Origin of the sequence: Falsihalocynthiibacter sp. CO-5D18 (assembly GCF_041205445.1) — a bacterium.
Lineage (GTDB): Bacteria > Pseudomonadota > Alphaproteobacteria > Rhodobacterales > Rhodobacteraceae > Falsihalocynthiibacter > Falsihalocynthiibacter arcticus.
The window spans coordinates 128,592-146,256 of sequence record NZ_JBGFCF010000004.1; the positions used below are offsets into that span (position 1 = coordinate 128,592).

The 17,665-nt window shown below is 54.0% G+C and carries 18 protein-coding genes; 6 read left to right on the plus strand and 12 right to left on the minus strand.

The annotated features are described in order from the left end of the window. Nucleotides 1–56: 56 nt before the first annotated feature. Genes betA through betI form a run of 3 tightly spaced genes read right to left on the minus strand, consistent with a single transcriptional unit; the run spans nucleotide 57 to nucleotide 3,783 of the window. Nucleotides 57–1,715 (minus strand): choline dehydrogenase, encoded by a 1,659-nt coding sequence (gene betA, locus AB9F27_RS07075; RefSeq protein WP_335586801.1) that lies wholly within the window; start codon nucleotides 1,713–1,715, stop codon nucleotides 57–59. A gap of 41 nt (nucleotides 1,716–1,756) precedes the next feature. Further along, complete coding sequence (gene betB / locus AB9F27_RS07080; RefSeq protein ID WP_335586800.1) at nucleotides 1,757–3,202, minus strand: betaine-aldehyde dehydrogenase; 1,446 nt, start codon at nucleotides 3,200–3,202, stop codon at nucleotides 1,757–1,759. After that, entirely contained in the window at nucleotides 3,199–3,783 is a 585-nt protein-coding gene (gene betI, locus AB9F27_RS07085) for a transcriptional regulator BetI (RefSeq protein WP_335586799.1), read from the minus strand. Before betI ends, betB begins: the two co-directional genes overlap by 4 nt. Nucleotides 3,784–3,931: 148 nt before the next feature. On the opposite strand from betI, the gene choX reads away from it, so the two are divergent. The 3 genes from choX (at nucleotide 3,932) to choV (ending at nucleotide 6,771) form a co-directional block, all read left to right on the plus strand. Next, a complete protein-coding gene (gene choX / locus AB9F27_RS07090) occupies nucleotides 3,932–4,816 on the plus strand; it encodes a choline ABC transporter substrate-binding protein (protein ID WP_369754419.1) in 885 nt (294 codons plus the stop codon). Between the two features lie 84 nt (nucleotides 4,817–4,900). Further along, nucleotides 4,901–5,734, plus strand: a complete 834-nt coding sequence (choW, locus tag AB9F27_RS07095) for a choline ABC transporter permease subunit (protein ID WP_335586797.1) — start codon at nucleotides 4,901–4,903, stop codon at nucleotides 5,732–5,734. Continuing rightward, nucleotides 5,731–6,771 carry a choline ABC transporter ATP-binding protein gene (choV, locus tag AB9F27_RS07100; RefSeq protein ID WP_335586796.1) on the plus strand — a complete coding sequence of 347 codons (1,041 nt, stop codon included), beginning with the start codon at nucleotides 5,731–5,733 and terminating at the stop codon, nucleotides 6,769–6,771. Before choW ends, choV begins: the two co-directional genes overlap by 4 nt. A gap of 1 nt (nucleotide 6,772) precedes the next feature. On the opposite strand, the gene AB9F27_RS07105 is transcribed toward choV, so the two are convergent. Continuing rightward, complete coding sequence (locus tag AB9F27_RS07105; RefSeq protein ID WP_039000182.1) at nucleotides 6,773–7,678, minus strand: DMT family transporter; 906 nt, start codon at nucleotides 7,676–7,678, stop codon at nucleotides 6,773–6,775. A 51-nt stretch (nucleotides 7,679–7,729) separates the two neighbouring features. After that, entirely contained in the window at nucleotides 7,730–8,359 is a 630-nt protein-coding gene (locus tag AB9F27_RS07110; protein ID WP_335586795.1) for a LysE/ArgO family amino acid transporter, read from the minus strand. 87 nt (nucleotides 8,360–8,446) lie between these two features. On the opposite strand from AB9F27_RS07110, the gene AB9F27_RS07115 reads away from it, so the two are divergent. Together AB9F27_RS07115 and AB9F27_RS07120 are read left to right on the plus strand one after the other, a co-directional pair. Next, on the plus strand, nucleotides 8,447–8,644 hold the full coding sequence (locus AB9F27_RS07115; RefSeq protein ID WP_335586794.1) for a LysR family transcriptional regulator: 198 nt from the start codon (nucleotides 8,447–8,449) through the stop codon (nucleotides 8,642–8,644). Nucleotides 8,645–8,677: 33 nt separating this feature from the next. Further along, nucleotides 8,678–9,019, plus strand: a complete 342-nt coding sequence (locus AB9F27_RS07120) for a hypothetical protein (protein ID WP_369757627.1) — start codon at nucleotides 8,678–8,680, stop codon at nucleotides 9,017–9,019. Nucleotides 9,020–9,385: 366 nt separating this feature from the next. On the opposite strand, the gene AB9F27_RS07125 is transcribed toward AB9F27_RS07120, so the two are convergent. The 6 genes from AB9F27_RS07125 to mgtE all read right to left on the minus strand — a co-directional run bounded on the left by AB9F27_RS07125 (nucleotide 9,386) and on the right by mgtE (nucleotide 15,753). Next, on the minus strand, nucleotides 9,386–10,126 hold the full coding sequence (locus AB9F27_RS07125; RefSeq protein ID WP_335586404.1) for a YebC/PmpR family DNA-binding transcriptional regulator: 741 nt from the start codon (nucleotides 10,124–10,126) through the stop codon (nucleotides 9,386–9,388). Nucleotides 10,127–10,209: 83 nt separating this feature from the next. After that, on the minus strand, nucleotides 10,210–11,988 hold the full coding sequence (locus AB9F27_RS07130) for an SLC13 family permease (protein WP_335586403.1): 1,779 nt from the start codon (nucleotides 11,986–11,988) through the stop codon (nucleotides 10,210–10,212). Next, nucleotides 11,985–12,935 (minus strand): DMT family transporter, encoded by a 951-nt coding sequence (locus AB9F27_RS07135; RefSeq protein WP_335586402.1) that lies wholly within the window; start codon nucleotides 12,933–12,935, stop codon nucleotides 11,985–11,987. The genes AB9F27_RS07130 and AB9F27_RS07135 overlap by 4 nt, the downstream gene beginning before the upstream one ends. A 3-nt stretch (nucleotides 12,936–12,938) precedes the next feature. Beyond that, a complete protein-coding gene (locus AB9F27_RS07140) occupies nucleotides 12,939–13,757 on the minus strand; it encodes a TIGR00282 family metallophosphoesterase (protein WP_039000188.1) in 819 nt (272 codons plus the stop codon). Nucleotides 13,758–13,816: 59 nt separating this feature from the next. Further along, a complete protein-coding gene (locus AB9F27_RS07145) occupies nucleotides 13,817–14,371 on the minus strand; it encodes a 5-formyltetrahydrofolate cyclo-ligase (RefSeq protein ID WP_369757628.1) in 555 nt (184 codons plus the stop codon). Continuing rightward, nucleotides 14,371–15,753, minus strand: a complete 1,383-nt coding sequence (gene mgtE, locus AB9F27_RS07150; RefSeq protein ID WP_335586401.1) for a magnesium transporter — start codon at nucleotides 15,751–15,753, stop codon at nucleotides 14,371–14,373. The genes AB9F27_RS07145 and mgtE overlap by 1 nt, the downstream gene beginning before the upstream one ends. 122 nt (nucleotides 15,754–15,875) lie before the next feature. Here mgtE and guaD point away from each other — a divergent pair, with 122 nt between their 5' ends. Then, nucleotides 15,876–17,162 carry a guanine deaminase gene (guaD, locus tag AB9F27_RS07155; protein WP_335586406.1) on the plus strand — a complete coding sequence of 429 codons (1,287 nt, stop codon included), beginning with the start codon at nucleotides 15,876–15,878 and terminating at the stop codon, nucleotides 17,160–17,162. On the opposite strand, the gene AB9F27_RS07160 is transcribed toward guaD, so the two are convergent. Next, nucleotides 17,159–17,626, minus strand: coding sequence for a CAP domain-containing protein (locus AB9F27_RS07160; RefSeq protein WP_335586400.1), 468 nt, complete (start codon nucleotides 17,624–17,626; stop codon nucleotides 17,159–17,161). The two genes, guaD and AB9F27_RS07160, sit on opposite strands and share 4 nt — an antisense overlap. Nucleotides 17,627–17,665 lie beyond the last annotated feature (39 nt).

Consider the following 17,665-nt stretch of genomic DNA (forward strand, 5'->3'; position numbering starts at 1 on the left):
AACAAACATGCTTGAGTTTCACCCCAAATTCTTTGATACGGATCAAACTTTACCACCTATCGTTGATCATTTTCCCAGTTTGGATTAATCCATGGTTTCGAGGTATCTTTCGCAAGCATTCCGGCCCCTAAAATATGGTCCGCGGCCTTCTCGCCAACCATAATCGAAGGCCCGTTTAGATTGCCATTTGTCACCCGAGGAAAAATCGAGCTATCGGCCACCCGCAGACCCTGAACGCCAATAACCCGACATTCTGGATCTACCACGGCGAGCGGGTCGTTTGCGGCCCCCATCCGTGCCGTTCCACAGGGGTGATAGGCGCTTTCGGCCTCCTCGCGGATGAATGTATCAAGCTCCTCATCGGTTTGATGCGACACGCCCGGCTGGATTTCATGCTTCACGTAGGGACCGAAGGCCTCCTGAGCGAAAATCTCGCGCGTGAGGCGAATTCCAGTTCGAAAATCAGCCCAGTCTTGTGGATCAGACATATAGTTAAACTGAATTTTTGGCGCATCGGCGGGGTCGGAACTTGCCAGTTTTACCCATCCACGGCTTTTTGAGCGCATCGGCCCCATATGAGCCTGAAAGCCGTGCCCCTCGGCGGCGACCTTGCCATCATATCGAACGGCAATCGGAAGAAAATGGTACTGGATGTCCGGATATTCAATGCCAGCACGACTGCGGATAAACGCCGCGCTCTCGAACTGATTTGAGGCCCCAAGGCCCGTTTTTGACAAAAGCCAGCGCGCGCCAATGATGGCCTTGCTCACCAAATTCCAGTATTTATACAGGGTTATGGGTTTCAATGAAGCAAATTGCAAATACAACTCGAGATGGTCTTGTAGATTTTGTCCAACACCCGCGCGATCCGCAACCACCTCAATTCCATGCTCAGAAAGGTGCTCGGCGGGGCCGATCCCAGACAACATGAGGAGTTTGGGTGTATTAATGGAAGACGCCGAAAGGATGACTTCTTTGCGCGCCGAAATAACCTCTTTTGTGCCGTTCCGTATGACTTCAACGCCAATCGCACGGCCGTTTTCAATAACAACACGCTCAACAAAGGCACGCGTCAGGTTGCAGTTTTTGTGCTTCAAAGCGGGCCGCAGATAAGCGTTGGCCGCAGACCACCTGCGCCCTCCGAAGACCGTTTGCTCCATTGGCCCGAAGCCTTCTTGCTGCTCACCGTTGTAATCGTCTGTTGTGGGATAGCCAGCTTGCTTTCCCGCTTCAACAAATGCAGCGAATAGCGGGTTTTTTCGGGGGCCGCGCGTCACATGAAGAGGGCCATTATTGCCCCGCCATTCTGTATCGCCACCGTGGCCGCCATCATGCCAATGTTCCATCCGTTTGAAGTAGGGAAGAACGTCGGCATAGGACCAACCCGTCGCGCCAGATTCCTGCCAATAATCGAAGTCGCGCGCATGACCGCGCACAAAAACCATGCCATTGATGGAAGAAGACCCCCCCACGACTTTACCGCGCGGACAGGCAAGTTTCCGATCGCGCAGATGGGGTTCGGGTTCGCTTATGTACCCCCAATCATAGCGCTTCATATTCATCGGGTAAGACAGCGCAGCAGGCATTTGAATAAAAGGCCCGATGTCACTTCCGCCATGCTCAACGACCAACACATCCTTGCCTGCTTCGGCTAGCCGATAGGCCAAAGCACAACCAGCAGACCCCGCGCCTACGATGACATAATCAGCTTCCACAACAATACCTTACCTTTCGAAGTTGAACTTGAACACGCGTTTCAATATGGCGCATCAACACCTCCTGCGGCAACGTAGACGGACTTGACTTGGGTGTAGTGGTGGATGGCTTCTTTGGAGTTTTCGCGTCCCACACCACTGGCCTTCACACCGCCAAACGGGGCCTCCACGGGGGCGAGATTGTAGGTGTTGATCCAGCAGGTCCCAGCCTCAAGAGCGGCAGCCACGCGGTGACCACGCGCCAAATCACGGGTAAAAACGGCGGCCGAAAGGCCAAATTCCGTGGCGTTGGCACGACGAAGACCTTCTTCTTCGGTTTCAAAATCCAATACGGCCATGACAGGGCCAAAAATCTCCTCTTTGGCGATGATCATATCGTCGGTCACATCGCTGAAAACGGTTGGCGCAATGGTGAAGCCATTTCTGGACCCACCGGCGAAAAGGGTTGCCCCGCCAGCCATGCCCCTTGCAATATACCCTTCGACAATCTCTGCCTGGCGTTCGCTCACCATGGGGCCGAAATTAACCGCTACATCCAATGGATCGCCCATGACGACGCCTTTTAAACGTTCCTTCAAGCGCGCGAGGAACGCGTGTTTGATACCCTTTTGCACAAAAACCCGCGTACCATTTGAACATACCTGACCGGATGAATAAAAATTGCCAAGGATTGCACCGCCAACAGCGGCTTCGATATCCGCATCATCGAATACCAGTATCGGAGATTTGCCGCCAAGCTCCATAGTGACATGCTTCATATGCGCAGCGGCTGAGCTGTAAACTTTACGGCCCGTGGGCACAGAACCCGTTAAGGAAACCTTATCAACCCGCGAATCCGACGCCAAGGCGGCCCCGACATCCCCGAGGCCTTGAATGACGTTAAAGAGGCCCGCAGGTGCGCCCGCCTCCATCATGATTTCAGCGATCTTCAGTGCACAAAGGGGTGTCATTTCGCTGGGCTTAAAGACCAGTGCATTGCCACACGCCAAAGCGGGAGCAGCCTTCCAACAAGCGATTTGGGTTGGGTAATTCCACGCACCGATTCCCGCACATACGCCGATCGGCTCGCGGGATGTATAGACGAAATCGCCGTCCGCTAGGGGAATGTACTCGCCGGTTATGCTGGCGGCCAACCCGCCAAAATAGGCCAGCGCCTCGGCCCCAGAGGTCGCGTCCGCAACAAGCGTTTCTTGGAGCGGTTTACCGGTATCATACGTCTCTAAAACCGAAAGGGCATGATTGTTAGCGCGGATCAACTCGGCGGCCCGTAGCAAGACTTGGCCTCGCTGCGTTCCACTCAAGGCCGCCCACGTTTTTTGCGCCCGTGCCGCGCTGTTCAGGGCGGCGTCAATAATAGTGGGCGTGGCCGAATAGACAGTCGCAATTTTCGCGCCAGTTCCGGGGTAAATGACATCAATCTTGGTGCCCGACGTATCCTCAAGATAAGCTCCGTCGACAAAATGGCTGGCGATTGGTTGCTGCATCATTTGACTTCCTTTTGATTTAGTATGCTCGCCAAATAGATCTTGGTGATGCTGATTGGGTCGGACGTATTCTGCGCCCCTAGAGAGCGGCGAATATACAATCCGTCGATCAGCGCGGCGATTCCCTGCGCACTGTTTTCCAACTGAGAAGCGGGAATGAGGGGGCGCAGATCATGTATTAGGTTGGAGCGCAAACGCCGCTGATAGATGGACAACAGCCGTTTTGCCCCAACGGAACGGTGCGCCAAAACATAGAAATTCAACCATGAACCGACCACCTCGGAACGAAAATTACTGGCTTCAAAGCTGGCGAGGATAATACCTTCAAGCCGTTCCGTTGGTGTGGTCGCAATTGACAGAGCCACACGCACTTGAGCCCCGTACACACTGAGGATATGGCGCATTGCCGCGAGAAAAATTTGCTCTTTTCCCCCAAAATAATGATGCGCCAAACCACTGGAAACGCCCGCCCGTTTCGCGATCTGGCTGACTGTGACTTCGAGTGATCCGGCGAGGCCGACCTCATCAATCGTCGCTTTCACCAAAGCCGCGCGTCGTATAGGCTCCATTCCAAGTTTTGGCATCATTTCCTCCAAGGGGTTGCCATATTAGAAATGCTGGTTTTTAATTGACTCGTCAATCAACAAAAAAATAATGCCGAAATAGGGAGCACCAAACATGAACTCAAGAGCAACTTTTAAAACTTCACTTTCCGTAATCGCGCTTGTCGCGATGTCTACGAGCGCTGTGGCAAATTGCGACGAAGTGACATTTTCGGATGTGGGCTGGACGGACATCACTGCGACAACTGCTGCGACGACGGTTGTGTTGGATGCGTTGGGCTATGAAACGGATATCAAAGTGCTGTCCGTTCCCGTGACATATACTGCGATGGCGCAGGGTGATATCGACGTTTTCCTTGGCAACTGGATGCCAACAATGGAGGGCGACATTGCTAAATACCGCGAGGCCGGCACCGTTGATACCGTGCGTGAAAACCTCGTTGGTGCCAAATACACGCTGGCCGTAAACGCCGCGGCCTCCGCTTTGGGCATCAAAGACTTTGCCGATATCGCCGCCCATGCAGACGCGCTTGACGGTAAGATCTATGGTATCGAGCCTGGCAACGACGGCAACCGCTTGATCCAATCCATGATCGACGACAACGCCTTTGGCTTGGCCGATTTCGAAGTGGCCGAGAGCTCTGAGCAAGGCATGTTGGCCCAAGTTGCACGCACCAGCAAAAAAGACGAGCCCATCATTTTTCTCGGCTGGGAACCCCATCCGATGAACGCGAATTTCGACATGGGCTATCTGACGGGCGGGGATGATTTCTTTGGCCCAGACCTTGGCGGCGCAACAATCTATACAAACACGCGCGCAGGTTACGTTACCGAGTGTGCAAATGTTGGCGCTCTGCTTGGAAACCTCGAATTCACGCTTGCTATGGAAAATGAAATCATGGGGGCAATCCTTGATGATGGCATGGACCCATCCGAAGCAGCCACGGCGTGGCTCACAGGCAATCCCGACGCCTTTATGCCTTGGCTTGAAGGTGTCACTACCAAGGATGGCGGCGACGCTGTTGCCGCGGTTAAAACCGCCCTTGGGATGTAAACCAAATGCGCCGCTTCCAAAATTGGAGGCGGCGTTTTTCTTGGACTAACATCCGACTTCCCCAACATTCTAGGCGAGGGCTTCATGAGCTGGCTGACCGAAAAGAAAATCCCCCTCGGCGATACCGCGGAGAAAATATTTGATTGGTTGCAGCGCGAGGGCGAAGTCTTTTTCGACGCGCTGGCGATTGTGATGGAAACCATGATCGACTCGATCCTCTGGTGTCTTCAAACGCCACACCCTTTCGTAATTATTGCACTCTTTGCAATTGGTGCCTATATCCTGCAGCGCAAGTGGCAGGTCAGTCTCGGGATTGTCCTCGGATTTTTGTTCATCATCAATCAAGGCTATTGGGAGGAAACGACCGAGAGCTTGACCTTGGTTCTCTCCGCTTGTGTAGCCTGTATGGGCATGGGGATTCCCATCGGTATAGCCACGGCGCACCGTCCGAAATTATACAAATTCCTGCATCCCATCCTTGACCTCATGCAAACACTCCCGACATTTGTCTACCTCATTCCCGCAATTGTTTTCTTTGGCATTGGCCTTGTCCCCGGCCTGATTGCGACCGTCATTTTTGTCCTCCCTGCGCCGATCCGCCTCACGCATCTGGGGATCAGTTCCACGCCGTCCGACCTTCTCGAAGCAGCCGAGGCTTTCGGTGCAACACCGCGACAAAAGCTTTGGAAAGTGGAATTCCCCTACGCCATTCCACAAATTCGTGCCGGACTAAACCAAACGATCATGCTCTCGCTTTCCATGGTGGTGATCGCAGCACTCGTAGGCGCGGACGGCCTTGGCGTGCCAGTTCTACGCGCCCTCAACACCGTGAACCCGGCGCTTGGGTTTGAGAGTGGCTCCATCATTGTTGTCGTCGCAATTATGCTCGACCGTGCATTAAGGATCGAACGCAAATGAGTGATCAACCGCGCAAAACCGCCGTTACGTTTGACAATGTATCTATTGTTTTCGGCGACAATCCCGAAATAGCCCTCCCCCTTATGGATGCGAATGGCGAACGCAGTGACATTCAAAAAGAGACGGGACAAGTCCTTGGCGTGCATAACTGTAGCCTTTCGGTTCAAGAGGGTGAAATCCTTGTACTCATGGGGCTTTCTGGCTCTGGGAAATCGACGTTGCTGCGCGCGGTCAACGGCCTCAATCCTGTCATACGCGGGTCTGTCTCAGTGAATGACGGGGATCGTATGGTCGATGTCACCCATGCGGACAAAGACACGTTGCGCCAAATCCGTCTCAACCGCGTGGCGATGGTGTTCCAACAATTCGGTCTTTTGCCGTGGCGCAGTGTCCGAGAAAACGTCGGGCTTGGGCTTGAACTCGCAGGGGTCGACAAGGAAACCTACACCAAACAAATCGCGCATTACATCGAGTTGGTTGGGCTTTCCGACTGGGCAACTCGCAAAGTCGGTGACCTTTCAGGCGGGATGCAACAACGGGTTGGACTGGCACGCGCCTTCACAACCGAAGCGCCGATTCTTTTAATGGACGAACCGTTTTCGGCCCTTGATCCCCTCATTCGTGCACGACTTCAGGACGAATTGATCGACCTCCAAAAATCGCTAAATCGCACCATTATTTTCGTGAGTCACGACCTGGATGAAGCCTTCAAACTTGGCGACCGCATTGCGATTATGGAGGGCGGACGCATTGTTCAATGTGGTACACCCAAGGAAATTTACTCAAATCCGGCCAACGAATATGTCGCCGATTTCGTCGCTCACATGAACCCGCTGCACGTCCTTGTCGCGGGCGACATGGTTCAGGAGACCGAGGGCAGCACACAGGGTGAAGTTCCGGAAAACACGCCGCTTTTCGAAGTAATGACACAGCTCTCGACGCAAGATGAACCCCTCGCAGTGACTCGAAAAGGCGATATTGTCGGGCAAATAACACAGGCAAATGTTTTGGAAAAACTCATTGATCCACGCGGCTGACTTAGGGGAGCGGCGGTGTCTTCACTGCCACTCGTTTTAAGACGAATTCGCGCCAAGTGATGAAACTGACAGACGCCATGATCAATATACCGCCCACTACAACCCAGAAATCCACAGGCTCGCTAAAGAGGACGACCCCAAGGAGGGCAGACCACAAAAGCTGCAGGAAAGTAACAGGTTGGGTGACGGCCATGGGGGCCAGACGGAAGGCCATTGTCATTGTAAAATGCCCAGCAGTCGCGAAACCTGCGACCAAGAAAAGCAAAGCCAACTGCGCTAAAGTCGGTGTTACCCAAACCGCCATCGCAAAGGGAAACAGGCCAATTGTAACTGTCATCGAGAGCATCGCCACGATCACAGTCGGGCTAATGCGCCCCGCCAATCGCCCCACCACAAGGTAGCTTGCGGCAAAGGCAAGCGCGGTCCCAACCATGGCGATATGTCCGGGCGAAACTTCGCGAAAACCGGGGCGCAGGATGATCAAGCCCCCGATCAGGGCAACAATAATCGCCGCGACCCGACGGAACGCGAGCTTTTCGCCCAGGAAAATCGCGGCACCAAGGGTTACATAAATCGGCGTCATGTAATTCATGGCCGTGACTTCGGCGATTGGGATCTGCGTCATGGCATAGAACCACGCAATGACGCCAAAAGTATGCACAACGCCGCGCAGTGAAAAAAGCCACAAAGCGGACCGATCCAACGCCCCCTGCTTCCATGCGGTCTTTACTGCAGGTAACATCGGAACGAGGAAAACCAGCCCCAACAAATACCTAAGGAACGCCGCTTCCGCTGCGGGGACATCACTCCCCACGACCTTTACGATGGCCGTTACGGCGATAAAGCAGAGGCCCGTCACCAGCATCCATAGGATTGCGGTCAGCGTATTATTTGGAGCGGATATCATGTGTCGACATGATCCCAATAATTTGGTTGGTACAAGCGCCGAATTGTACCCTTACACGCCGATAAGCAAGCTTAGCGCGATCGACCACATCATGAGTCCAACAAGAACGTCCAGAATACGCCAAGCTTTGGGTTGCGCAAAGATCGGCGCGAGATACTGAGCGCCGTAGCCAAGGGCAAAAAAGAAACTGAAGGATGCGAGCGTGGCCCCAAGGGCAAAACCATAGCGCCCGCCCTCATATTGCGCGGAAAGACTTCCCAGCAAGACGACCGTATCGAGGTAAACATGCGGGTTGAGCCATGTGATCATTAAACAAGTGAGCAATGCGCTCCAAAGGGATTGCTTCGCTGTGGCGCTTGGATCCAAAGCCTGCCCCCCGTGCCACGCGGCGCGAAATGCCATCCCCCCATAGGCAAGCAAAAAGGTGGCACCGCCGTATTTCGCGATTGGTAGTACTTGGGGTAAGATTTTCTCAATTTGCTCAAAGCCAAAGACTCCGATGGTGATCAATATCGCATCCGACCCTGCACAGGCAATGACGAGCGGCAAAACATGGGAGCGACGGATACCTTGGCGCAAAATGAACGCGTTCTGTGCCCCGATTGCCAGAATGAGACTCAAGCTGGTGACAAAACCCGCGAGAATTACTGAGAAAGCAAAGGGAGGCGTGGACGCAATCATCGGAAACCAATCAAATTTTCTCTATTTGATACCCATCGATAGCGGTTGTGTCTAGTTAAAGAAAATTATTTTGAGTTAGGAATTATAATGTTGGTTTCCAAATCACTCGCAGCCTTTGCTGCCGTTTTGCGCCATGGAAGTTTTGAAGCTGCGGTGCATGAATTTTCGGTGACACCGTCGGCGATTTCAAAGCGGATCAAAGGTCTGGAGGAACTTCTTGGGGCGGTATTTGTTCTGCGTGCAACACCCTGCACGGGGACACAGGTTGGCGCGCGCTGGCACTGACATTCCGAAGGTATCGCCCTCCTTGAAGCGACTTTGTGCAAAGATCTAGGCCTCCCAAACGCGAGCCCAACGCCGCCCTACATCAAGATCGCGACCAATGCCAACAGCCTCGCGTCGTGCCTTATGCCCGCATTGGTCGCCAGCGAGGGCGTCATGTATGAGTTGATCGTCGACGACCAAGAGCATTCCGCCGAGTGGCTTCGGCGGGGCGAGGTGCAGGCGGCGATCACCTCTCATTCAACGGCCATTCAGGGCAGCGATTCAGCATCTTTGGAAAGCCTACGTTACATTGCTTCCGCGAGCCCCGAGTTTATCAAGCGATGGTGTCCACAGGGCATAACCGATGAAGCGATCCGCACAGCTCCTGCGCTTTAGGATAGTCACAAAGATAAGCTGCAAAGGGAATGGGTTCACCGCCAACTCGGTCACAATATCACGACTCAGAACCACAAAATCCCCTCGGCACGGGGTTTTGTGGATGCCGCCTTGCTGGGCATGGGGTGCGGCATGATCCCTGAAGTGTTGATTAGGGGCACCTCACGCAGGGACGTCTGGTCGCCCTTGATCCCGCGACTCCGCTGGATATTCAGTTGTTTTGGCAGGTCAATCGGCGGGTTGCTCCGGCGCTCGCCCCCCTTACAAAAGCGGTAAAATTGGCAGCGACCAAAGCCCTCCTTCCACCATAGAAAAAGGCCGCATGGGTTTCCCCAGCGGCCTTAAAAACAGATTGAACTGATGGGTTTAAAGCTGGCTCATAACCTCGTCGCTCGCTTCGAAATTCGTTGTCACACGTTGAACATCGTCATCATCTTCGAGGGCATCGACAAGCTTCATCAACTTTTCCATACCTTCAAGATCAAGCTCGGTTGTCATCGTTGGCTTCCAGATAAGTTTGGCTGTCACGTTTTCGCCAAGTTCCGCCTCAAGCGCGGTTGAAACTGCGTTCAAATCCGTGTCCACACAGTAAATGACGTGCTCCTCTTCGGAGCTTTCAACATCATCGGCACCAGCCTCAATCGCGGCCATCAAAACCGTGTCTGCATCACCGGCGCTGACGTCGTAAACAATCTCGCCTGTGCGATCAAACATGAAGCTAACCGAGCCTGTTTCGCCAAGATTGCCACCGCTTTTGGTAAACGTGGAGCGCACATTGGAGGCTGTTCGGTTGCGATTATCGGTCATCGCTTCGACAATCACCGCAACCCCGTTTACGCCATAGCCTTCATAGCGAATTTCTTCGTACTCATCGCCATCACCAGCAGTGGATTTCTTAATCGCGCGATCAATCACATCCTTTGGAACGGATTGGGATTTGGCCTCTTTTACGGCCATCCGCAAACGTGGGTTTTTTTCAGGATCTGGGTCGCCCATTTTTGCGGCAACGGTGATCTCTTTGGAAAGTTTTGAAAACAGCTTTGATCGGATCGCGTCTTGGCGTCCTTTACGGTGCTGAATATTCGCCCATTTTGAATGGCCTGCCATTGGTGCCTCTTAGGTTCAATCTCTGTTGGATGCGCTTATAGAACAGCGCTCGGGTGCATTTCAAGTGCGCGCGGGGAATTCCCTTACAACGGCCAAAGAAGCGGAATGATTGCAGAGGCCAAAATACCGATGGATAGGTTGAGAGGAATCCCGACCCGCAGAAAATCTGAGAACTTATACCCGCCTGGCCCGTAAACCAGCATGTTGGTTTGATAGCCGATTGGCGTCGCAAAACTCGCCGAGGCGGCGACCATCACAGCAACGACCAAGGGGCGCGGATCTACACCCAACGCTGAGGCAAGACCGATGGCAATGGGCGTGACCACCACGGCCACAGCATTGTTGGACACGAGTTCGGTGAGCACTGACGTCAGAAGATAAATTGCCCAAACGATCATGAAAGGGGGTAGTTTTGCGAGCCCCGGAGCCACGCCATTAACGATCAATTCCACAGCCCCAGAGGCCTCAAGCGCGGCCCCAATCGCGAGCATCGAAAAGATCAAAGCAAGAAGGCGGCCATCGACAAATCCGAAGGCTTCATCCGCGTCGATACAGCGTGTCAAAAGCACCGTAGCCACCGCAAGAATTGACAGCAGAAAAATTGGCGCAACACCAAAAGCCGCAAGGGCCACAATCCCCACAAGTGCCGCCATGGCAACAGGTGCATGCCCACGACGAAACGCACGCTCCGACGGATGTGACACATCTGCGAGCGCCATATCCGAGACCAAACGGGCCACATCCGAGGGCGCACCTTCGAGGAGCAACGTATCCCCCACACGCACCACGAGGTTTTCCAACTGACGTCCGATATTTTGGTTCCGGCGGTGAACGGCCAGCGTATAAACACCATACCGCCGCCGCAAACGCATCGCGCCTAGCGAGCGGCCCACCATCTTACAATCCGGTGTAATCAGCACCTCAACCGTGCTGGTTTCGACCGAGGAAAGCTGGTCCACCCGCTTGAGGGATTTGTTGCGCTGCAAAGACAAAAGCTCCTGCATTTCCGTGCGCAAAACGACCCGGTCACCCGTCTGAAGCACGACTTCGGCCATATTCCCCCGCAGCGAAATATCGCCGCGCAGAACGTCGATCAGCCGCACACCGTCGCGCTTAAAGAGTTGAACGCCCGATACTTCACGGCCAATCAGGTCGCTGTCGGGTGGGATCGCCGCCTCACTGAAAAACTTTTTCTTGGACTTATCAGACAGGAGAGATGCCATGCTATCACGATCTGGAAGCAGTCTTGGCGCAATAAACCGTAGGTAAATCATGCCCCATGCCACCAAAACGATGCCCAGTGGCGTGACTTCAAAAATCGAAAACGCTTGCATCCCGTTGGCGCGCGCAACCCCGTCCACCAAAAGGTTGGTTGACGTCCCGATCAAAGTTAACGTTCCGCCCAAAATCGCGCCATAGGACAAAGGGATAAGTAGCTTGGACGCCGAAACCCCTAGTTTCTTGGCCAATTGTACAAAGACTGGAATCATCACCACGACAACGGGCGTGTTCGACACGAAGGCCGATGCCACGACGACAAATGCCATCATCGCGCCAATGGCCATTGCGGGGTGCGTTTGAACGTTGCGCTCGGCCCTTTGGGTAAACCATTCGAGCGCGCCCGTGCGTACCAAAGCGCCCATCACGACGAACATCGCCGCAATCGTCCATGGGGCCGGATTTGACAACACTTCCAAGGCTTTGTCGTATGGCAAAACGCCAAGAGCCAACAAAACGGCGACCCCCGCGATGGCCACCACCTCGGTTGGGTAGTATTCCCGCAAGAACAGAATAAACATGATAGCAACCACGGCCAAAGTCACAATGGCTTGGCCAAATTGCGAAAACTCAAACAACATCATAGGTTTGCAGACCTTATTCTAGTCGCACCATCTTTTACCAAAGGTGCGGCATGTTCAAGCGCCGGTTTGGCGCGCGGTTGTACGAGGAAAACCCCTACAAACATCAGAGACAGGGCGAGCCAAATGTAAACGGAATAGGTTTCGTTGAGGAAGAGAATTGACCACAGCAACCCAAATCCGGTCACGAGGTAGGCCACTTGCGCGGCGAAAACGGACCCTGCCCTGCCGACAAGCCAAACATACCCCCCGTAAACGACCGCATGGATAACCGCGCTAAAAACAACGGCAAAATGCGGCCAGCCCATTGGCTCAAAGGGCGATATCCACTGCCCTGTGAGCAAGGCCAACGGCAATGCTAAGATCGTGCCAATGGTGAAAGCCCCCAAAAGAACCCGAATAGGGCCCACGCCCAATGTGCCAACTTTGGCCACAACATTCGCCTCGATTGCGTAGCAAAATGGCCCGATAAGCGCCAAGGGGATAAAGGCCACCATCGCGCGCTCAGGCAGGGAGGCTTCTGGGGCCACGATGAACCCCACCGCCACAAGACCAAGTGCAAGGCCAAAAAAGCGCTTCCAGCTAAAGGTGTCTTGACCCATTAGGAGTGCAATTGGGAAAACCAGCATCGGCACAGATGACATGATGAGCGCCATGATGCCGGCAGGAAGATACTTCATCGACAACATGGAAAAAAAGCCTGGAATGAGCGTTCCAGCCAAGCCAACGAAGGTATAAAGCGCCAGATGACGGCGGGTGAGGGGCAGCTTTTTACCTTGGACGAGCGTATAACTGCCCAGCAGTAAAGCTCCGATCAGCAATTGCCAAAACAAAACGCCAAACGGCTGCAAGCCTTGCGTCACATAGTATTTTGAGATCGGAATCGTTGCGCCCCAACCTGCCCCCATAACGAGCAATGCGGCGACCAAGAAAAGACGATCTGATTTCATGTGTTAGGACGGTGGCGAGGAAGGCTGAAGCCGCCCACCCTCACGGATCATGGACACCGTTTTCGCTTTTCCCGTCTGATCATCGGTCTCGACAAATAGTCCAGAGAGCGTGGCTTCGCCCGCTGCAGGGGTGAAGCGCCCCTTGCCCATTCCCGTTACAAAGCGGCGCATCGGCTCGCCTTTGTCCATCCCGATAACGGAATTATAATCACCGCACATGCCCGCGTCCGCCTGAAAGGCCGTGCCGCCATCAAGGATTTGGGCGTCCCCCGTTGGGATATGTGTATGCGTGCCGACAACCATACTCGCGCGACCATCGCACCAGTGGCCCATGCCCATTTTTTCTGAGGTCGCTTCGCAATGCATATCGACCAAAATCGCCTGAGCTTGTCCGCCCAAAGGATATTTTTTCAACACGGTTTCGACTGCGGAAAACGGATCATCAAAGGCGCGTTTCATGAAAACTTGCCCCAACACTTGGGTCACAAGAATTTTACGTCCACGCCCGCCATCAAAGAGGCGCGCGCCACTGCCTGGCGCGGCTTTTGAGAAATTCAAAGGCCGGATGATGCGGGGCTCTTTTTCGATGTAGGTCAGCATGTCACGCTGATCAAAGGAGTGGTCACCAAGGGTGATGCAGTCGGCCCCTGCGTCCAAAATACCCTTCGCGTGATCCGGCGAAAGCCCCGCGCCGGAGGTTGCATTTTCCCCGTTTACGACGACGAAATCCAGACGCCACGCTTCGCGCAGAGCCTTCAGACGTTCAGTAATTGCATTGCGGCCAGCGCGGCCAACGACGTCGCCTAGGAAAAGTATTCTCATAGTGTCTGGTTAATCCCTTGAGAAAGCCCGTGCAATGGGGATTTCACCCCAAGCAAGCCTTAGCGGGAAAAGGTCCGAGTTTTGGCCTCAGTAACGATGAAATCAAGGGGTTGATCGGTGGCTTCAAGTGGCAATTCATCGGCACGCTGTGCTTCAAAGGCCAAACCAATGGCCACCACGTGGCGCGATCTGCGCAAGTCTTGCAATGTGCGGTCATAAAAGCCACCGCCATATCCCAACCGGTTACCCGCATCGTCAAAAGCCACCAAAGGGACAATCAAAACATCAGGGGTAACATAGGTAATATTCTGCGGAATACGCGCACCAAACGCCCCTTCAACCATCGCCATATCCGCCGTCCAAAGCGCGAACTTCAGGGCGGTTCCTGCGCTTTGGATCACCGGAACACAGACTTGCCCGGAATGCGCCTCCATCGCTGCAAGCGGGCTTATCTCTGTACGCATAGGCACATATGCAGCGAGTGTTTTCTTGCGATATGGCGCAAGCACCTCAGTCAAACGCGTTGCTGGCGTAGAGTTCACAGCATCAAACGCTAGTTTTCGGCGCGCGAAGGCGTCCTTCCGAGCTTGGGACTTTCGAGCAGCCAAATCCACTATACCAAGACCAAAGTTGCCAAACCTAGGAAGGCAAAAAAGCCAACCATATCCGTCACCGTCATCACGAAAGTTCCCGAAGCAAGAGCAGGGTCAACACCCATTTTATCAAGGATAACGGGCGCCCCAACACCCACAAAACCCGCCACAAACAGGTTAATCACAATCGCCACGGCAAGCACCGCTCCCAGTGCCGCACTGCCATACCAAAAGAAGCCAAACGCCCCGAGCGCGGCCGCGAATAACAAACCGTTAACCAACCCGACGAGGGCTTCGCGTCGTATAACCCGCCACATATTGCGCGATGTAAGGTCTTTTGTCGCCAGCGCACGTACCGTCACGGTCAGGGATTGCGTCCCTGCGTTGCCGCCCATTGAGGCAATGATGGGCATTAAGGCGGCCAAAACGACCAGCTGCGAAATGGTGGACTCAAACTGAACAATCACACGAGACGCCAAGATAGCCGTACAGAGGTTGACGGCCAGCCAAGGAAAACGTTGTTTGGCGGTTTCCCAAAGACGGTCGGAAATGCTCCCGTCCCCTGCCCCCGCAAGGCGCATGATGTCTTCTTCGTGCTCCTCATCCAGAACTATCATTGCGTCATCGATGGTAATCACCCCCACCAAACGCCCCGAGTCATCGACAACAGGCGCGGAAATCAGGTGATACTGGTTGAAAGCATAGGCGACGTCGGCTTCGGGTTGAGTGGCAGGAATTGTGCGAAAACTTTCCTCACACAAAGCCTTCAATTTCACATTTCGGGCCGAGCCCAACAATTTGCCCAAAGTCACATATCCCACGGGTCGCATCATCGGATCCACAAGGATCATATGATAGAACTGCTCGGGCAATTCAGGATCTTGGCGAATATAATCAATAGCTTCGCCGACGGTCCAATGCTCTGGGCCCGCCACGACTTCGCGCTGCATCAAGCGGCCCGCGCTTTCGCTTGGATAGTTCAGGGAGTGTTGAACGGCTACACGATCACGGTCACCCAAAGCCTGCAAAATGGCGTCACGTTGCGGTGCTTCTAGGTCTTCGAGGAGGTCAACAACATCGTCACTCTCAAGGTCGCGAATGGCATAGGCCAAGGTTGCGGGTTCGAGTGCATGGATGACTTCTTCGCGCAAACCCTCGTCGAGTTCGGAAAGAACGTCGCCGTCCATTCCCGCCCCCCAAAGAGCTAGCAATTTACGCCGTGAACTCGCCCCGATCTGCTCCAAAAGGTCGGCCACGTCGGCGGCATGCAACGGCTTCAAAAGGGCCGTTAACCCAAGAGTATCATCCAAGCGAACTACCGCTAAAACACGCTCAATAAGCGACGAGTCGAGTTCATAAGAATCGTCGTCCGACATCTCTGGTCTGATAAAATCGTCACTCATATCGCTTCCTTCACAAGTCATGGGCACCATAGGCATGGCAATTCAAAAGCAGAAGAGGGAAAGGTGATTTACCTCAGAATTTAGCGCGCCTATTCTGGGGCCAACACACGCATTGGAGCAACATCGTGGACCTACTCTTAGGACAAGTACTTTCGTTCAAAAGCAACCCTTTTGAACACCCCTTTGAGGAAGCCTCGCGGCATATCTTTAAGGGCGCAATCGTCATTGAAAACGGAAAAATCGCTGCGGTTGGCGACGCCGCTGATTTGCTCAAAACCCATCCTACGGCCCGCGTCACCGATTATGGCGAGCGGCTATTGACGGCGGGATTCGTTGACGCCCACGTCCACTACCCACAAACGGCCATCATCGCAAGTTGGGGCAAACGCCTTATTGATTGGCTGAACACCTACACCTTTCCCGAAGAAATACGTTTTTTTGATGCGGGGTATGCACAGGAAATTTCCAACCGCTATCTCGACCTCGTTTTGGCCAATGGCACCACCACGGTCGCGAGTTATTGCACCATCCATCCCGAAAGCGTCGATGCCATATTCACGGCCGCCGCCGAGCGGGATATGCGCATTGTGGCGGGAAAAACCTGCATGGATCGCAACGCGCCTGACGGGCTGCGCGACACGGTGCAATCGGCCTATGATGACAGCAAAGCCTTACTTGAGAAGTGGCACGGTGTGGGACGCGCAGGCTATGCTATCACGCCACGATTTTCGCCGACCTCAACGCCGGAACAACTCCAAGCCTTGGGTGCATTATGGGCTGAGTACCCAGACGTTTTGATGCAAACCCACCTCTCGGAACAAGTTGACGAAATTGAATGGGTAAAGAGCTTATTCCCTGACGCGCGCGATTACCTCGATACATATGAGAGTTGCGGATTATTAGGAAAAGGCGGCCTTTACGGCCATGCAATCTACCTAACCGACCGCGAGAAAGACCGCCTCAAAGAGGTTGATGCAAGCCTGATCCATTGCCCAACATCCAACACGTTTATTGGGTCGGGCCTGTTTGATATGGCGGGATTGATGGCTGACGGACACCGCATCGGCCTTGCAACGGACACGGGCGGCGGCTCAAATTTTTCCATGCTGCGCACCATGGCCGCCGCTTATGAAGTCGGACAACTTCGGGGAACGCCCCTGCACGCCGTCCAACTTTATTGGCTTGCGACCCAAGGCGCCGCGCGCGCGCTGCATTTAGACGATAAAATCGGCAATGTCGCGGTGGGAATGGAGGCAGATATCATCGCGATCAACCTCGCTTCAACCCCCGCTATCGCCCAACGGACACAACACTCCGAAGACATATGGGAGGCCCTCTTTGCCACCATCATGATGGGCGATGATCGCGCAATCGACGCCACATGGGTTGGCGGTAAACTTCTGTGTTAACAGGGACTTGCCAAAACCAACGTCCAATACCCGCTCGCTCCGTAAATCCCATACTCCGTGGCTTTGCGGTTTTGGATGTTGTTACGGTGGTCCGTGGACGTCATCCACAGATCAAACGCGCCTTCCAGTCCTCTTGACGTTTTGGCGATGTTTTCAGCAAAGAAGCAGCCCTTGTAGCCCTGCGCACGCATTCGGTCACGACTGTTGCTACCATTACTCCCTTTGTGGGTGAGCGTGGCCATTGCAATCATGTCCAACGTCTGGGCTTGGGCTGCCTTTTTCAGGCGCGGATTTTTCGTGACGTTGGGCAACCCCTTGGCCTTGCGTGCCTCATAAAGCAAGCTATCAGCATTCACGATCGCCGGACTTTTAGTACCCGTTGCAGTGGGCGGCACCGGAGCTTGGGTTATGGAGGGCGAACAAGCCGAGAGCGCTAAAACGACGCAATAAAAAAGGACCTTCATCGCAACTACTCCCTTGAGGCAAGGTCAGACTAACATAAC